This is a genomic window from Streptomyces sp. NPDC015661 (assembly GCF_043077765.1).
GTDB lineage: Bacteria > Actinomycetota > Actinomycetes > Streptomycetales > Streptomycetaceae > Streptomyces.
Window position 1 is genome coordinate 40995 of record NZ_JBIBST010000024.1, and the last position, 14970, is coordinate 55964.

13 protein-coding genes are annotated in these 14970 nt (G+C 72.2%); 9 read left to right on the forward strand and 4 right to left on the reverse strand.

Features of this window, described 5'->3' with window-relative positions; genetic code table 11:
• Positions 1–19: 19 nt before the first annotated feature.
• Together ACF07V_RS38190 and ACF07V_RS38195 are read right to left on the reverse strand one after the other, a co-directional pair.
• Positions 20–625, reverse strand: coding sequence for a TetR/AcrR family transcriptional regulator (locus ACF07V_RS38190; RefSeq protein WP_392160703.1), 606 nt, complete (start codon positions 623–625; stop codon positions 20–22).
• A 97-nt stretch (positions 626–722) separates the two neighbouring features.
• On the reverse strand, positions 723–2027 hold the full coding sequence (locus ACF07V_RS38195) for an amino acid deaminase/aldolase (RefSeq protein WP_392160705.1): 1305 nt from the start codon (positions 2025–2027) through the stop codon (positions 723–725).
• Between the two features lie 173 nt (positions 2028–2200).
• Between ACF07V_RS38195 and ACF07V_RS38200 the strand changes: the two genes are divergently transcribed.
• The 5 genes from ACF07V_RS38200 (at position 2201) to ACF07V_RS38220 (ending at position 10182) form a co-directional block, all read left to right on the forward strand.
• On the forward strand, positions 2201–3523 hold the full coding sequence (locus ACF07V_RS38200) for a D-arabinono-1,4-lactone oxidase (protein WP_392160707.1): 1323 nt from the start codon (positions 2201–2203) through the stop codon (positions 3521–3523).
• 156 nt (positions 3524–3679) lie between these two features.
• Positions 3680–5062 carry a rhodanese-like domain-containing protein gene (locus tag ACF07V_RS38205; RefSeq protein ID WP_392160709.1) on the forward strand — a complete coding sequence of 461 codons (1383 nt, stop codon included), beginning with the start codon at positions 3680–3682 and terminating at the stop codon, positions 5060–5062.
• Between the two features lie 92 nt (positions 5063–5154).
• On the forward strand, positions 5155–5739 hold the full coding sequence (locus tag ACF07V_RS38210) for a rhodanese-like domain-containing protein (RefSeq protein WP_392160711.1): 585 nt from the start codon (positions 5155–5157) through the stop codon (positions 5737–5739).
• Positions 5736–6590 (forward strand): sulfite exporter TauE/SafE family protein, encoded by an 855-nt coding sequence (locus ACF07V_RS38215; protein ID WP_392160713.1) that lies wholly within the window; start codon positions 5736–5738, stop codon positions 6588–6590. Before ACF07V_RS38210 ends, ACF07V_RS38215 begins: the two co-directional genes overlap by 4 nt.
• Positions 6591–6663: 73 nt before the next feature.
• The gene (locus tag ACF07V_RS38220) at positions 6664–10182 is read left to right on the forward strand and encodes a hypothetical protein (RefSeq protein ID WP_392160715.1); all 3519 of its coding nucleotides are present in this window, start codon (positions 6664–6666) and stop codon (positions 10180–10182) included.
• 64 nt (positions 10183–10246) lie between these two features.
• Here the strand turns inward: ACF07V_RS38220 and ACF07V_RS38225 are convergent, their stop codons facing one another.
• Entirely contained in the window at positions 10247–10921 is a 675-nt protein-coding gene (locus tag ACF07V_RS38225; protein ID WP_392160717.1) for a DUF4232 domain-containing protein, read from the reverse strand.
• A gap of 794 nt (positions 10922–11715) precedes the next feature.
• On the opposite strand from ACF07V_RS38225, the gene ACF07V_RS38230 reads away from it, so the two are divergent.
• On the forward strand, positions 11716–12300 hold the full coding sequence (locus ACF07V_RS38230) for a hypothetical protein (RefSeq protein WP_392160718.1): 585 nt from the start codon (positions 11716–11718) through the stop codon (positions 12298–12300).
• A gap of 108 nt (positions 12301–12408) precedes the next feature.
• Here the strand turns inward: ACF07V_RS38230 and ACF07V_RS38235 are convergent, their stop codons facing one another.
• Positions 12409–12714, reverse strand: coding sequence for a hypothetical protein (locus ACF07V_RS38235; protein WP_392160720.1), 306 nt, complete (start codon positions 12712–12714; stop codon positions 12409–12411).
• Here ACF07V_RS38235 and ACF07V_RS38240 point away from each other — a divergent pair.
• The 3 genes from ACF07V_RS38240 to ACF07V_RS38250 all read left to right on the forward strand — a co-directional run.
• Positions 12637–12954: a transposase gene (locus ACF07V_RS38240; protein WP_392160722.1), complete on the forward strand. Its 318-nt coding sequence runs from the start codon at positions 12637–12639 to the stop codon at positions 12952–12954. The genes ACF07V_RS38235 and ACF07V_RS38240 overlap by 78 nt on opposite strands.
• A gap of 104 nt (positions 12955–13058) precedes the next feature.
• Positions 13059–13388: a hypothetical protein gene (locus tag ACF07V_RS38245; RefSeq protein ID WP_392160724.1), complete on the forward strand. Its 330-nt coding sequence runs from the start codon at positions 13059–13061 to the stop codon at positions 13386–13388.
• Positions 13389–14367: 979 nt separating this feature from the next.
• Positions 14368–14970 (forward strand): hypothetical protein (locus ACF07V_RS38250; protein ID WP_392160726.1); only part of this gene is annotated, 603 nt, incomplete at its 3' end.

A 14970-nucleotide genomic window follows, 5' to 3' on the forward strand; every position in this document is an offset into this window, starting at 1 on the left:
GGCGTGCGCGGTCGCTCGACTACCGACCGGGGGCCCGGGGCGCGGCCACGCCGCTGAGGTGTTCGGCGTACTCGTCCAGGGCCGCCCGGGCCTGGGCGTCGTCGCGGTCGATCAACCAGTTCAGGGTCAGTCCGTCCATGACGCTCAGGCCGTAGCGGGCCAGGGCCGGGAGCGGCACGGTCCAGCGGAAGCCCGCGAGGTCGGCGATGGCTTCGAGGTGGTCGCTGTAGACCTTGAGGTAGTGCTGGTACTGGCGGCGGGCGACGTCGGCCAGACCGGGCTGGCGCAGGGCGTACTGGGTGAGCTCGTAGGTGACCATGTGCTCGGCGGGCCGCTCGCGGACCTGGTCCCAGTAGGTGTGCAGGGTGTGGAAGATGATGTCGCGCGTCGAGCCTTCCGCCGGCGACGCGGTGGCGGGGGTGACGCTCCTCAGGGTGATGCGTTCGATCACGCTGTGCAGGAGCTCTTCCTTGGAGCGGAAGCAGTAGTGGAAGGCTCCGAGGGGAAGTCCCGCCTCATTGACGACGGCACGGGTGGTGGTCTTGGCGACGCCGTCGCGGATCATCACGCGGATGGCCGCCTCGACCAGCTGCTCACGGCGCTCGTCGGCTGAGCGGCGGGTCATGGCGTCTCCATCGACGGGGTGGGGCGGTGAACCGGATCAACGTATCCCAGCGGCCCCGCGGGCCGGTGATCAGGGCCGCCGCCCCGCGGGCGGCCGGTCACAGAAAGGCCCGGCCCTCGCCCCGGTAGGTCGGTACGACGTCGACGATGCGGTCGCCGTCGACGAGATGGAGCTCGTTGACGCGTTCGCACAGCTCGCCGGCCTTGGCGTGGCGGAACCAGACGCGGTCGCCCGTGCGCAGGCCGGCCGCCCCGTCGCCGGTGAGCGGCGTCTGGACTTCGCCCGCCCCTTCCGTGGAGAGGAGTCGCAGGCCGGTCGGCCACACGGGCACGGGCAGTCGGTCGGCGCCGGGGGCGCCGGAGGCGATCCAGCCGCCGCCGAGGACGGTGGCGTGGCGCGGGCCGGGACGGCGTACGACGGGAAGGACGAAGTGGGCGGCGGGGTGCGGGCGGAAGCTGCGGTAGTGGTCGAAGAGGGTTGGTGCGTAGAGGCCGGAGCCGGCGCCGAGTTCGGTGACGGCCGGTTCGGCGGAGGTGTTCTCCAGGCTGCCGGTGCCTCCGCCGTTGACGAACTCCAGGGCTGTCACGGACTGTACGGCGCGGATGGCGGCGGCGCGTCGTTCGCGCAGTTCGCGGGTGGAGAGCTTCTGCATGAGGCGGACGGCGGTGCGGCTGACCCGCGAGCCGGGCTGGTTGTCACCCATGCCGGCGATCTGCCCTTCGTACGACATGACGCCGACGAGCCGGAGACGCGGCCGGGCGGCGACGGCCAGGGCCAGGTCCCGGGCCTGGTGCGGTGTGTGCAGGGGTGAGCGGCGCATGCCGAGGTGGAGGCGTCCGCCGGCCAGGCGCAGTGAGGCGTCGAGGTCGAGGCAGACGCGGACCGTGGGGCCGGTCGGCCCGATGGCGCCGGCCACGAGGTCGAGGTGGTCCATGGAGTCGATCATGAGGGTGACGCGGGCGGCGAGCTGCTCGTCCGCTCCCAGGCGACCGAGCGCGTCGGTGTCGACGGAGGGGTAGCCGACGAGGACGTCGTGGTGGTCCTCGGCGAGCCAGAGCGCCTCGGGGAGCGTGAAGGCGAGGATGCCGGTGAACCCGGGGAGGCGGAGGGTGTCGCCGATGAGGGCGCGGCAGCGGAGGGACTTGCTGGCGAGCCGGATCGGCTTGCCGCCGGCCCGCCGGGTCATCTGCGCGGCGTTGGCTCGCAGGGCTCCGAGGTCGACGACGGCGAACGGCGGCTGGAGGGCGGCGGTCGCCTCCTGGAGGCTCGGAAGCCCAGCCAGGCTCGGGAAGCCGGAAGGGCCCGGGGAACCGGAAGGGCTGGGGGAACCGGCCGGTGGTGGCGGGCTCCCGAGTCGGTGCGGAGCGGGCGTCGTCCCTGTGACATTCGGCTGTTGTGCCATGACCCTGCGGCCTTTCTCCAGACCTGATCGGCTCCGCAACGGTCTCTTGGTCGGCTGTCCAAGTCAAGCGTCCCCGACCCTTGACTTGGACGGATGTCCAAGTCCACTCTTCCGGGAACCGCCGCCCGGACCGGGCGGCGGCGGCTGTCGATCCACCCGAGAGGACTCCGGTCATGACCAGCGTGTGGCGCAACTGGGCGGGAAACGAGCAGGCGCGTCCCGTGCGCGTTCTGCATCCGGCGGACGCCTCCGAGGTGGCCGACGCCGTACGGAGCGCGGCCGCGGACGGCCACCGGGTGAAGGCGATCGGCGCGGGCCATTCCTTCAGCCCGGTCGCCGTCGCCCCGGGCGTCCAGCTGCGCCTGGACGGTATGGCGGGCCTGCGGTCGGTTGACCGGGAGACCGGCCTCGTCACGGTCGACGCGGGCATGCCGCTGTGGCGGCTGAACCCGCTGCTCGCCGAGCACGGCCTGGCCATGGAGATCCTCGGCGACATCGACCGCCAGACCGTGTCCGGGGCCATCTCGACCGGCACGCACGGCTCCGGAACCCGCTTCGGAGGCATCGCCACCCAGGTGCGCGCGCTCGAACTCGTCCTCGCCGACGGGTCGTTGGTCACCTGCTCGCCCGACGAGCGGCCGGAGCTCTTCGCCGCCGCCCGGGTCGGGCTCGGCGCGCTCGGTGTCATCACCGCGGTGACCCTGCGCTGTGTGCCGCTGTTCGCCCTGCACGCCCACGACGCCGCCATGCCCGTCGCGGAGACCCTGGACCGGATCCACGAACTCGCCGACACCAACGACCACTTCGAGTTCTTCTGGTTCCCGCACAGCACGACGACCCTCACCCGCCGCTTCCGGCGGCAGCCGGCCGACGCCCCGCTGAAGCCCATCGGCGCCCTCGCGCGCCGCCTGGACGAGACGGTCAGCGGTCTCGGCTTCGAGGGGCTCAACCGGCTCGGCACCCGCTACCCCGGGCTCGTCCCCCCGATCGCCCGGTTCGCGGCCCGGGCGATGTCCACCCGCGAGTGGTCGGACCTGTCGTACCGGATCTTCGCCTCGCCGCGTGACGTACGCTTCCACGAAGGAGAGTTCGCCGTCCCCCGCGAACACGCCGTCGACGCCCTGCGGGAGATCAAGCAGTGGATCGACACGCACGACGCCAAGGTGTCGTTCCCGCTGGAGGTGCGCTTCGCGGCCTCCGACGACATCTGGCTCTCCACCGCGTACGGCCGCGACAGCTGCTACATCGCCTTCCACCAGTACCACCGCATGCCCTACGCCCCGTACTTCGAGGCGTGCGAGTCGATCCTCGGCTCGTACGGGGGGCGCCCGCACTGGGGCAAGATGCACGGCCTCGACGCGGAGCGCCTGCGCCCCCGGTACGCACGCTTCGACGACTTCACCGCCCTGCGCGACACGCTCGACCCCACCGGCGTCTTCGCCAACGCCCACCTCGACCGAGTCCTCGGCGTAGGACCCGAGGCGAAGCCGGTCTAGTCGGCGATACCGAGGCGCATACCCCCCTGTGGTCATGGATACCCAGGGGGGTATTTGACTTTGCTGCGGCACCTTGCTTACGGTCGAGTACGTAAATACCCAGGGGGGTATCTACCCCGGCAAGGGATCCCCCCGCCGATGTGTGAAGGGGCTGCCGTGTTCTTCGCCCAGTACTACCTCGACTGCCTCTCCCAGGCGTCGTACATGATCGCCGACGAGCGCACCGGGCAGGCGGTGGTCGTCGACCCCCGCCGGGACGTCTCGGAGTACCTCGCCGACGTCGACGCCCACGGATTCACGGTGGTCGGCGTGATCAACACCCACTTCCACGCCGACTTCGTCGCCGGCCATCTGGAGATGGCGGACGAGACCGGCGCCTGGATCGGCTACGGCCGGCACGCCGAAACCGAGTACCCGATCCGCAAGCTCGCCGAGGGCGAGCGGATCTCCCTCGGCGACGTCACGCTGGAGATCCTGGAGACCCCGGGACACACACCGGAGTCGATCAGCGTGCTCCTGTACGAGCGGGCCGAGGACCAGGTGCCGCACGGCGTCCTGACCGGCGACGCGCTGTTCATCGGCGATGTCGGCCGTCCCGACCTGCTCGCGTCGGTGGGCGTCACCGCCGAGGAGCTCGGCGCGATGCTCCACGACAGCGTGCAGAACAAACTCATGGGGCTGCCGGACGAGGTGCGGGTCTTCCCCGCGCACGGTGCCGGGTCGGCCTGCGGCAAGAACCTGTCGACGGAGAAGCAGTCGACGATCGGCGAGCAGCGGGCCACCAACTACGCCTGCGCCCCGATGGGCCGCGAGGAGTTCGTCGCACTGGTCACCGCCGGCCAGTCGGCCGCGCCCGGCTACTTCGCGTACGACGCCGAGCTCAACCGCAAGGACCGGGCCCGCTACGACGCCTCGGCCCCCCGCCCGCTGACCCTCGCCGAGTTCACCGGGCTGCGGGCCGGCGACGCGATCGTGGTGGACGCCCGCGACCCGCAGGAGTTCGCGGCGGGGCACCTGCGCGGCGCGGTGAACGTGCCCGCCGACGGCCGCTTCGCCGAGCAGGCCGGCACCGTTCTCCACCCGGCCGCCGAGCTGGTCGTCATGGCGCCGCAGAACCGGGAGGAGGAGGTCGTCACCCGCCTCGCACGCATCGGTTTCGACCGGGTCGCCGGCTACCTGCGCAACCCCGAGGACGCCCTGGAGGCCCTGCCCGACGAGGTCTCCCCCGCGAGCCGGATCACCGCCGCGCACCTCCGCACCGCCCTCGCGGGCGAGCGGCCGCCGGTCGTCGTGGACGTGCGCACCTGCGGCGAGCGCGAGGCGCACGGCTCCGTCGAGTCCGCCCTGCACATCCCGCTCAGCGAACTTCCCCACCGCGCACACGAGTTGCCCGCCGACCGGCCCCTGGTCGTGCACTGCGCCGGCGGCCACCGTTCCTCCATCGCCGCGAGCCTGCTGCGGCAGCGCGGCTTCCAGGACGTCTCCGACATCCTGGGCGGATACGCCGCCTGGGCCCTGCTGGAATCGGCTGCGGCCTAGCCCTCGAGACCCCCCAAAGATCCGGCCCTGGGCCCCCCACACCCTTTTACATACCCCCCTCGGTATATCCGACCGACTCGAAGTGGATCCCCATGAGCGCCACCTCCGCGCCCGCCCCCTCCCTCACCCCCGCCGCCCTGCACCGGCTCGTCCAGGAAGGGCGCGCCCCGCGCCTGCTCGACGTGCGCACACCGGCCGAGTTCCGTACGGCACACATCCCCGGCTCGTACAACGTGCCGCTCCACACCCTCCGCGAGCACCGCACCGAGCTCCTGACCCACCTCGACGAGGACGTCGTCCTCGTCTGCCGCTCCGGACAGCGCGCCACGCAGGCCGAGAAGGCCCTCGCCGAGGCCGGGCTGCCGAACCTCCGCGTCCTGGAGGGCGGCATCGTCGCCTGGGAGGCCGCCGGCGCGCCCGTCGACCGCGGGCCCGAGCGGTGGGACATGGAGCGCCAGGTCCGGCTCGTGGCCGGCTCGATCGTCCTGATCACCGGACTCGTCGGGGTGTTCGTTCCGGGCGCCCACCTGATCGGCACCGCGATCGGAGCCGGCCTGACCTACGCGGCACTCAGCAACTCCTGCGCCATGGGGATGCTGCTCTCCAAGCTGCCGTACAACCGTGGGCCTCGCCCCGACATCCGCACGGTGATCGCGGAGCTGCGGAGCACTTCGTGACCGCCCTGGTCGTCGCCGCCTCCCTGCTCGTCGGCGTCAGCCTCGGCGCCCTCGGGGGCGGCGGCTCGATCCTGACGGTGCCGCTCCTGGTCTATCTGGCCGGAGTGCACACCAAGGAGGCGATCGCCACCTCCCTGTTCGTGGTCGGCGTCACCAGCCTCGCCGCGCTGGTCCCCCACGCGCGCGCCCGCCGGGTCCGATGGCGGACCGGGCTGCTCTTCGGCGGGTTCAGCATGGCCGGTGCGTACGGCGGCGGGCGGCTCGCCGAGTACCTCCCCGGCACGGCCCTGCTCGTCGCCTTCGCCCTGATGATGCTGGCCACGGCGGTCGCGATGCTCCGCAGGCCCCGGCACGGCCGGGAGACGCGGCGGATCCCCGCCGACCACCCTCCGCGGCACATCGCGGTGGAGGGTCTGGCCGTCGGTGCGGTGACGGGTCTGGTCGGCTCGGGCGGCGGTTTCCTCGTCGTCCCGGCGCTCGCCCTGCTCGCCGGGCTCCCGATGGGCATCGCGGTCGGCACCTCGCTCCTCGTCATCGCGATGAACTCCTTCGCGGGGCTCGCGGGACACCTCGCGGGCGTCGGGATCGACTGGGCTCTGGCCCTGACCGTGACCGCGGCGGCCGTGGCCGGCAGTCTCGTGGGCGGACGGCTCGCGGGGCGCATCCCGCAGGACGCGCTGCGCACGGCGTTCGGCTGGTTCGTCGTCGTCATGGGTGTCTTCGTCCTCGCGCGGCAGCTGGACACCGCCGTGTGGACCCACCCCGCCACCTGGGCGGTCCTCGGGACCGCGGTGGCCGGCGCGGTCGCCGTCCGGCTACGGCGGACCTCCGCCGCCAGGAGCGCGCCCTGAGTTCCCGTACCCGACCTCGCTCGGCCCGATAATCGGTGGAGGCAGGGACACGCCCTCGCGGACAATGCCCGCGATGATCTCGACTGCCGAACAGCTGCTCACCGCCCTCGAACCCCTGCCGCACGCCGCCCGGCTCCGGTTCACCGCCGTCACCGCTCACCGGCTCGCCTCCCGGGACGCGCTCCGTCCCCTGCTCACCGCCCTGGACGCACGGGGCCCGTACGAGCGTCGCCTCGCCGCGCTGGCGGCCCTGGCCGCCGGGGACTCGGCGCACCTGGCCGCCCGGCTCGGCGATTCCGACCCCGTGGTCCGTCGGTACGCGCTGCGCGGGGCGCGGCGGCTGCCCGTCGCGGACGCCGCTGTCGAAGCCGCGTACGACGACGCCCCCGCCGTGGTCCGCGCCGACCTCGCACGGCTGCTGCGGGACGGGCGCCGGTCCGGCCTCGCCGAGCGGCTGGTGCTCCGGGTCCGCACCGAGTACGGCGACCGGGACGCGGCCCGGCTGCTGCCCGGGTGCTCGACGGGATTCACCGCGCGGCTGCTGCCCGAACTCGCCGGGACGCTCACGTTCGAGGACTGGGGCACGCTGGCCGTCCGCCATCCCGTCGCCGTCCTCGACCATGCGGAACGCGAACTCGGCGAGTCCGCCGAACGGTTGCGCGAGCTCTGGTGGAGGCGGCACGCCACGGCGATCGCCGCCGCCCTGCCCGCCGCCCCGGGACGGGTGCTCGGCCTGCTTGAGCGGTACGGCCCCCACGACCTGCCCGGTCCGGTCCACGACCGGCTCGGCGAGCTCGTCGCGGTCGACGCCGAGCGCGTCGCGCGCTGGTTCGCCGATCCCCGCCGGTCGGCCGGGTGGTGGGAACGGACGCCCGGCCGCGCGGTCATGCGGCAACTGGTGGCGGCGGATCCCCCGTCGCTGCCCGGGCTGGCGGCACGGTGGTTCCACCGGGAGGCCTTCGGTGTTCTCCTGCGGTCGATGCCACCGGCGCGGCGGCCCCGTTTCCTGGACGCCGTCCTCGAGGCCGGGGATCCGCGGCGGAACCTCCACGCCCACCAAGGTGTGCTCGCCCTGCTGCCGGCCGCCGAACGGCACGCCCGGGCCCGGGCCGCGCTCGAGGAAGCCCGCGCCAAACGCCACTCGGACTGGGAGGTCTGGCGCCTCCTCGCCCTGCTCCCGGCCGCCGAGGCCCGTCCGCGCCTGCTGGCGGCACTCCGTACCGACGACGCCGACGAGCGCGGTGTGCTCTGGCACCAGCTGGTCGTCAACGCCGGCCTCACCGGTGAACCGGAGCAGGTGGCGGAGGTGCTCGCGCTGACCGCCGGCCGTCTCACCCACGAGCGCGACCCCGTACGCGAGGAGGCCCTGTCCGGCTTCGCCCGACTGCCGGCACCGCTTCTCGTGGCAGCCCTCGGGGCCGGGGCGCCCGCCGGACACCGCACCGGGTCCGACTCCCTGGAGCGGCTGTGCCTGGACGCTCTGGGCGCCCGGGACTGCTCGCACAGCACCCGGGAAACGATCCTGACGCTGGCGGTGACCCTGCTCGCCGCCGCCGCGACCGCGCCGGCCGACGCTCCCGATGCCGATGCGGCTGCGGCTGCGGCTGCGGCTGCGGCTGCGGCTGCGGCTGCGGCTGCGGCACACTGCGCGGTCCTCCTCGTGGAGGCCCTGACCGCCCACACCGGAGCACCGGCACTCGGCCGGCTGGGCCCCCTCGTGCGGGGCCGCGGAGCCGGGGTCCTGCTCGGCGCACTCGGACCGAGGCTGGACGAGACCATCGCCCGTGGCGACGCCATGCCCCTGCTCGCACTCGTCGGATCCGCCGGACGGCGTGCCCGTCGGATCCCGGAACTCCAGGACCGTCTCGAACAGGCCCTGCGCACCTGCCCGGACGGGGTGTTCGGCGAGGTCGCCGCGGCCTGGCTGGCCGACCCGGCGACCCGGGGCGACCGCGCGGCCGTGTTGCTGGCGCGGGAGCCGTCCGCGGCCTTCGTGCCCCAGGTGCTCGCCGTACTCGCCTCGGAACGCACCGACCTGCTGGACCTCGCCCTGCCCGAAACACCGCTCCCGGGCGGGCGGTTCCCCGCGGCCGGCCGTCCCCGGCCGCTGCCTCCCTTCCGGTACGCCGACCGGTGGCTGCCCCGGCAGCAGGAAGCCGCGGTCCGGCTGGCCGCGGCCGTCGTCGCCGACGGCGGCCGAGGTCTCGACGAACGTGCCGCGCTGCTCCGCACGGTGGCCCAGGTGCCGACCTACGGCAGAGCCCTGCTCCAGCGGTACACCGCCGCGATGCCGACGGTGCCCGCGCACGAGAACCCGGCGTCGAGCGCCCCTGTCGAGCCCCCTCTGAGGGCGGCGGCCCTGGACGCGGCCGCCCACACCGACGATCCGGCAGCGGCCCTCGGCGCCCTGCTCGACCATGCGGGCGACGACCAGGCCGCGGCCGCCTGGTCCGCCGCCGACCGCGCCGCCGCGCACGCCCGGCCCAGCCTGGTCGCCGCCCTGCTCCGTGACGTCCTGACCCGTGAGGACGGGGTGAAGGTCACCGTCAGGAAGGCGGCCGCCCGGCTCGCCGCCCGGCATCTCCCCCCGGCCCCGGCCACCGCGCTCCTGTCCGCCGTGGCCCGCGCCCCGGGCATCCATCCGGACGTGCACGCCACCGTCGTCGGCCTGGCCCCGACACTGCTGCCGGCCGAGGAGACGTGGGCCCTGCTGGAAGCGGTGGCCGCCGACGGGCCCGACGCCGCCCGGCGCACCCTCCTGGGCCTGAACCCGGCGGACCTGGCCCCGGCCCACCGGTCGCGGTACGGGGAACTCGTCGCCCGCCTGGTCCACGTACCCGAGGAGCCGGTGGCGGAGAGGGCCTTGCTCGCTCTCCGCGACTGGGCGCAGTACACACCGGCGGCCGGCACGGCCCTCGTCGCCGTCTACACGGACCTCGCCTCGCCGCTGACCACCGATCGGGCTGGCTACTGGCTGACGGAGCTCGCCCGGTCCGGTCTGCCCCATCCGATCGGCGGCGCCGAGCCCGGCAGCCTTCTGCACGACACCGTGGACCGGCTTCTGGCGCTCGTCGCGGCCGGGGAGCCGGAGGGAGGCGGCCAGGACGGGGACCTGCCGGCACGCCGTCGCCTGCACTCCCTCATCGGCTCGTCGAGCCACGACCACCGGATGAGCATGGCCCTGGCACGGCAACTGGCGGCCGAGCCGGCCGCCGCCGCGACCCGCACCGCCCTCCTCGTACGAGCGATCGACCTGGAGGCACCCGGGCCCGACCTGTTGCTCCCGCTGCGCGAGCTGGCCGCCGCGGTCGAGGGCCGCCCCGTCCTCGCGGCCCGGGTGGCCGAGGACCTGGAGAAGGCACACCGGTACGGCACTCCGCCCGCCGACCCCGGCGCCGCGCTGCACGCGGTGCGTGTCCTGGGCGAGGACGGCGGACTCGTGGAAGGCCTCCTCGCCGCCGCCCTCGCCTCGGCCCTCGGCACCCGCCTGGATTGGCCGGAGCCCTGCCGTGCGGCCGTCATGGCGCTGCGGCGGCACCCGGACCGGGAGGTCAGGGAGACGGCGTACGCCACGGTCCTGGGCGGACGCTGAACGGCGGCCGTCGAGCTCGGACGTGGCGGGCACCACGGCCGCCGTTCGTGCGGGCGGCTCCCGACTACAGGCTGAGCGCGTCCTCGGCGTTGTCCATCCAGGCGGTCACGGAGTTGGACTCGGAGACGTTGAAGCCGGGCGTCGAGGCCTTGAGCGGCACCTGCGTCAGGTCGGACTCCGTGTCCATGGTCATCGCGATGGACGAGACCGTCTTGCTCTTGGCGTCCTTCGGGCCGCCCATGAGCCCCGCGTAGGCGGACTCGCCGGCTTCGAGCCGGATGGCCTCCTCGATACCCGGGGCGGTGCCGCGCTGCGTGGCCTGCCCGTCCAGATCGCCGAAGGTCACGATGGGGTGGCCGAGCACCCGGCACGGCTTCCCGCTCGTGTTGGTGATCTTCAGCAGGTAGCTGCTGGTCGTGGGCTCGGCGAGGTTCGCGGTGAACTTCACGTCGTAGGTGCTGCAGGGAAAGACGTTGTAGTCCGGATCCGTGGACGGCGAGCTCGGCTTGGACGGCTTGGCGGACGCCGACGGCTTGGCGGTCGTCGAGGGCTTGCCCGACGGCGAGGGCTTGGCGGGCGTCGACGGCTTGCCCGGCGTGGACGGGGACGTGGAGGCGGGGGGAGTCGTGGCCGGCACATCGGCGCCGCCCGCGGCACCGTCCTCGGACGGCCCGCAGGCGGTCAGGGCCAGCGCGGACACGGCGACGAGGACGAAGGCGGCTCTGCGAACGGAACTCATGGTGGTACTCCCCCCGATGACAACGCACGAACTGCGCTGAGGTGGACTCCAGCTTCGCGTGCGCGCTTCACGGTTCTGTGACGGAGTCTTACCGAAATCACCACGGTTCGCCCCACAGGTCCCGGAGTCCGGCGGGCCGGAGAAACCATTCGATCGGCGACGTGGCGACGAACTGAACCGGATCACCGACGGCAAGGACGACGGCTTCGACGTGACCGTCTCGTGACGGCAAGCTGGACGTAGGTGTCACCGCACCGCAGATGGGCCGGAGCGAGGAGCGCCTGAGGGCCGGCGGTCAGGCGCGGCCACCGGGTTCCGATCTCCCCTCGCCGGGCGGCGAGTCGTCCGGTCGGGTACCGCAGGGTGCGATCGAACAGGTCGATCGACGACGGGCAGGCCCGGCCCGCCGGCGACGGCGGTCTCCAGCCGCTCCGCCGGCTGCCCGACACGCGGCCCGACCTCGGCCCGCGTCCGCCAGGCGCACGTTCCCCCTGGAGGCGGCCTGCCCCTGGGAGGACGACGAGAGTGTCGACGCCGAGGATCCGGGGATCGACGCGGCAAACAACAAGGGGCCCATCGCTCTCGGGTCCGAGGACGGACTGTCGTTCTGGCTCCCGCGCGCCCTAATACTCCAGCCGTAGATCGTGATCACGAGTCGAGTCGCCGCTGTTAGTGGCTGTGGCGTGTGGGTCTGCCCCCCGAAGGATCCTGCGCCGAAGATTGCCGGACACCGGCACTGCGCAGAGGTCTGCCGCGCATGCATGCTGGTGTCTGCCGGCAGAAAGGAGGCGTCAGTGGAGGCAACCACGACCCGCAGCGTGGCTCGGGCACGCATGGGATCGGGCCTGGTGGTGACGGTGCTTCTGCTGCCCTTCGGCGGCTACGGGCTGGCCCGGACGGGGGTAGTCCCCGAAGGCACAACGATCGCGCTCGGCCTGCTGTCCGTGATCGCTGGCTTCGTCCTCCTTCCCGCGCTGTGCGAGGAGCGAGCCCCGTTCCGGCACTCGTCGTCGTGTCTGACTGCGCATACCCTGACCGGCGAACGGTCCGTCGACCTCAACCGGATCGACACCGTCCGGCTGCTGACGACCTTCTCGTACGGCAGCGCGTACCGCACCCTGATGGTGCGTGACACCCATGGTGTGCGCCTGGGCATCACGACCGAGAGAAGCCGCAGGAAGCTGCGCCGAGCCATCGAGAAGGCGGAGGCGAACGCCACGCGAGGTGTGCCCGGGCCCCGGGTGAGCCGTGCGGCCAGGGCACATCTGGGTCTCGCCCCGGGGCGAGGGCTCGTCGTCCACACGGTTCTCGCCTTTCTATTTCTGACAATGTCCGTGAGCCTGTACGTGGCTGTTGTGCTCCGGCTCGGCGGGCAGTGAGCCTTCCCCCGCAATGGCTGATGAGCCCGTCACAGCCACTACCAGCGACGACTCAACCAGTGATCTTGCTGGTGAGGTCGGCTGAGAGACGGGTACGGCCACCGCTGATCATCGGTGTGTGAAGACTGAAGATCGTGCGGTGGCCGCAGGCCGCAGCGTAGACCCTGCCCGCCGGCAGGAGACGTTCGAGGTCCTGATGGGCCGGATAGCGGGCCGGTTCGGGCGGGTTGAACCGCGTCGCCGGGTACGGGGCTTGGGGCTCGGGCTGCTGTCGGACCTGCCGGCAAAAACTGCTGGTCGATTGCCGAGTGGGCCGGGGAGGCAAGTCCGGACGGCATGCAGCACCTGCTCGGCCGGGCCAGGTGGGACGCCGACCGGGTGCGCGACGACGTGCGTGAGTACGCGCTGGAGCATCTGCACGACGAGGACGCGGTACTGGTGGTCGACGAGACCGGGGACTTGAAGAAGGGAACGCATACCGTCGGTGTCCAGCGCCAGTACACCGGCACCGCCGGGAGGATCGAGAACTCCCAGGTCGCGGTTTACCTTGTCTACGCGGGCAAGCGGGGGCACGTGGCGGTGGACCGCACCGCTTCTACGACTGGGCCGTCATCGACCGGACTGAACCCTGGCCCGGCCGCCACCAGCTGCTGATCCGCCGCAATCGCGCCACCGGTGAACTCGCCTACTACCGCTGCTGTTCGCCCGGCCCGGTGCCCCTGGCCACGCTGGTTCGCGTCGCTGGGTCGAGACGGCGCGTGGAAGAGACCTTCCAGGCCGGAAAGGGTCTGGCCGGACTGGACGAGCACCAACTCCGCCGCTACACCTCGTGGTCGCGCTGGGTCACCCTGGCCATGCTCGCCCACGCTTTCCTCGCTGTCGTCCGCGCCGACGAACACAACCGTCAACCCTCACCCCACGGGCTCATCCCGCTCACCTGCAACGAGATCCAGCAACTGGTCACAACGATGGTCGTCCAGCCCGTGCACGACCTGACCCATCGGCTCGCCTGGTCCGTCCGGCGACGTCGCCACCAGGCCCGAGCCCAGGCGAGCCATTACCGAAGGCAAGCCGTGAATCAGACATGAAGATGACGATCTACGGCTGGAGTACCAACCCCGAATAAGCGCGACATTCTCCGCAAGGCGGCCCGGAATTTCGCCGGGGAGACGCGCTGGTGAACCGCTGCCAGTTCGTTGGAGATCAACAGCGCCGGTTCGGCGTCACGCGGTTATGCTCGACGCTTGGCATCTCTCGCTTGAGTTTCCACTACTGGCGCCGCACGGCGGCCGCGCGGGCGGCCTGGCAGACCGCCGAGGTCCGGCTTGCGTCCCTGATACGCAGGGTCCACCAGGACTCCGACGGCACTTACGGAGCCCCAGGATCACCGCCGCCGGCACCGCACCAGGGCCCAAGGCCTGGCCGAGCGAGCGTGACGCCAGGCTCGACGCCTTCCGGTGGCTGACCCGATGCAACACCCGGCGCCGACACTCCCGCCTCGGTCAACGACCCCCGCCGAGCAGCAGCTACTCCGACCCAAGCCGCATAGACGTGTTCAAATCCGGGGTCAAGGCCCGCCTGCCTGCCCGAACACCGGCCCTGGGAAGACGCCTTCACCAGCTTGTGGGCTGTCGTCGGCTGCCATCGGCTGCCGCCTGCGCACCTGACCGCTGAACCGCCCTGCCGCCCACCGACCAAGCCTTCGGAGACCCCGTCACCGGGACGGGCCACCCGGACATCAGACACGCCACCAGTCGCCGCGAATTCACCCGAAATCGCTCGCCCGAATGCCGTCGGTGGATCCAGGCGCATACACCATCCGATGCATGGCACCTCAGTACACAGATAAGCCGGGGACATCGGCAGGCCATTCGCGCCCAATCAGTGGAACTGCCCTAAATCTGAATGCGTTTGACTCAAGATCACTTAGCCCGCTAGAACCGGCAGGCTCCAAGGGCGCACTGTGTGCGCCCTCTTTGCGCGCCCGAAAACGGGCCTTTTTGGCTGAAAGGTATTGGCGTGAAAGTTCCTTACAGGAGATACCTCTCCTGTCTTGTGGTCTCGGCGGTGGCGGGATCGCTGCTGCCGCAGGTCGCGTATACGGCTCCCAGTTCGCCGTCGCAGGACGACGACAAGGGGTTGATGGAGTCAATCGGCAGCTGGTTCTCGGATGAGGGTGACGGCAACAAGGCCCCTGAGCATCCGACGGCGGGCGGTGAGCGTGTACTGCCGAGCCGGGAGAAGCTGCCGAAGGGCAAGGCCGCGGCGAAGCCGAAGCGTGTCGCGGAGCTGACCGGGAAGCGGACGGCGAACGCGCGGTACTGGCAGCTGTCCGACGGCCGGGTGCAGGCCGAGGTCTCGGCCGTCCCGACCGGCTACCGGGTGGGGAAGTCCTGGAAGGACATCGACCCGACGGTCGTTCCGTCCGATGCCAAGGGCTTCGACTTCGCCAACACGACGAATGCTGCGTCCAGTTGGTTCGGCTCGGATGCGGAGCGTTTGCTTCGTTTCCAGGCCGAGGGTCACATGGTGACTCTTGGTCTGAAGGGTGCGGGGAAGCTCGCGCCGGTGGCCAAGGGCGACACGGTCTCGTACAAGGACGCGGTGTCCGGTGCGGATCTGTCGTACCAGGTGGGTCCGGGGCGGGTGAAGGAGAACATCGTCCTGGAC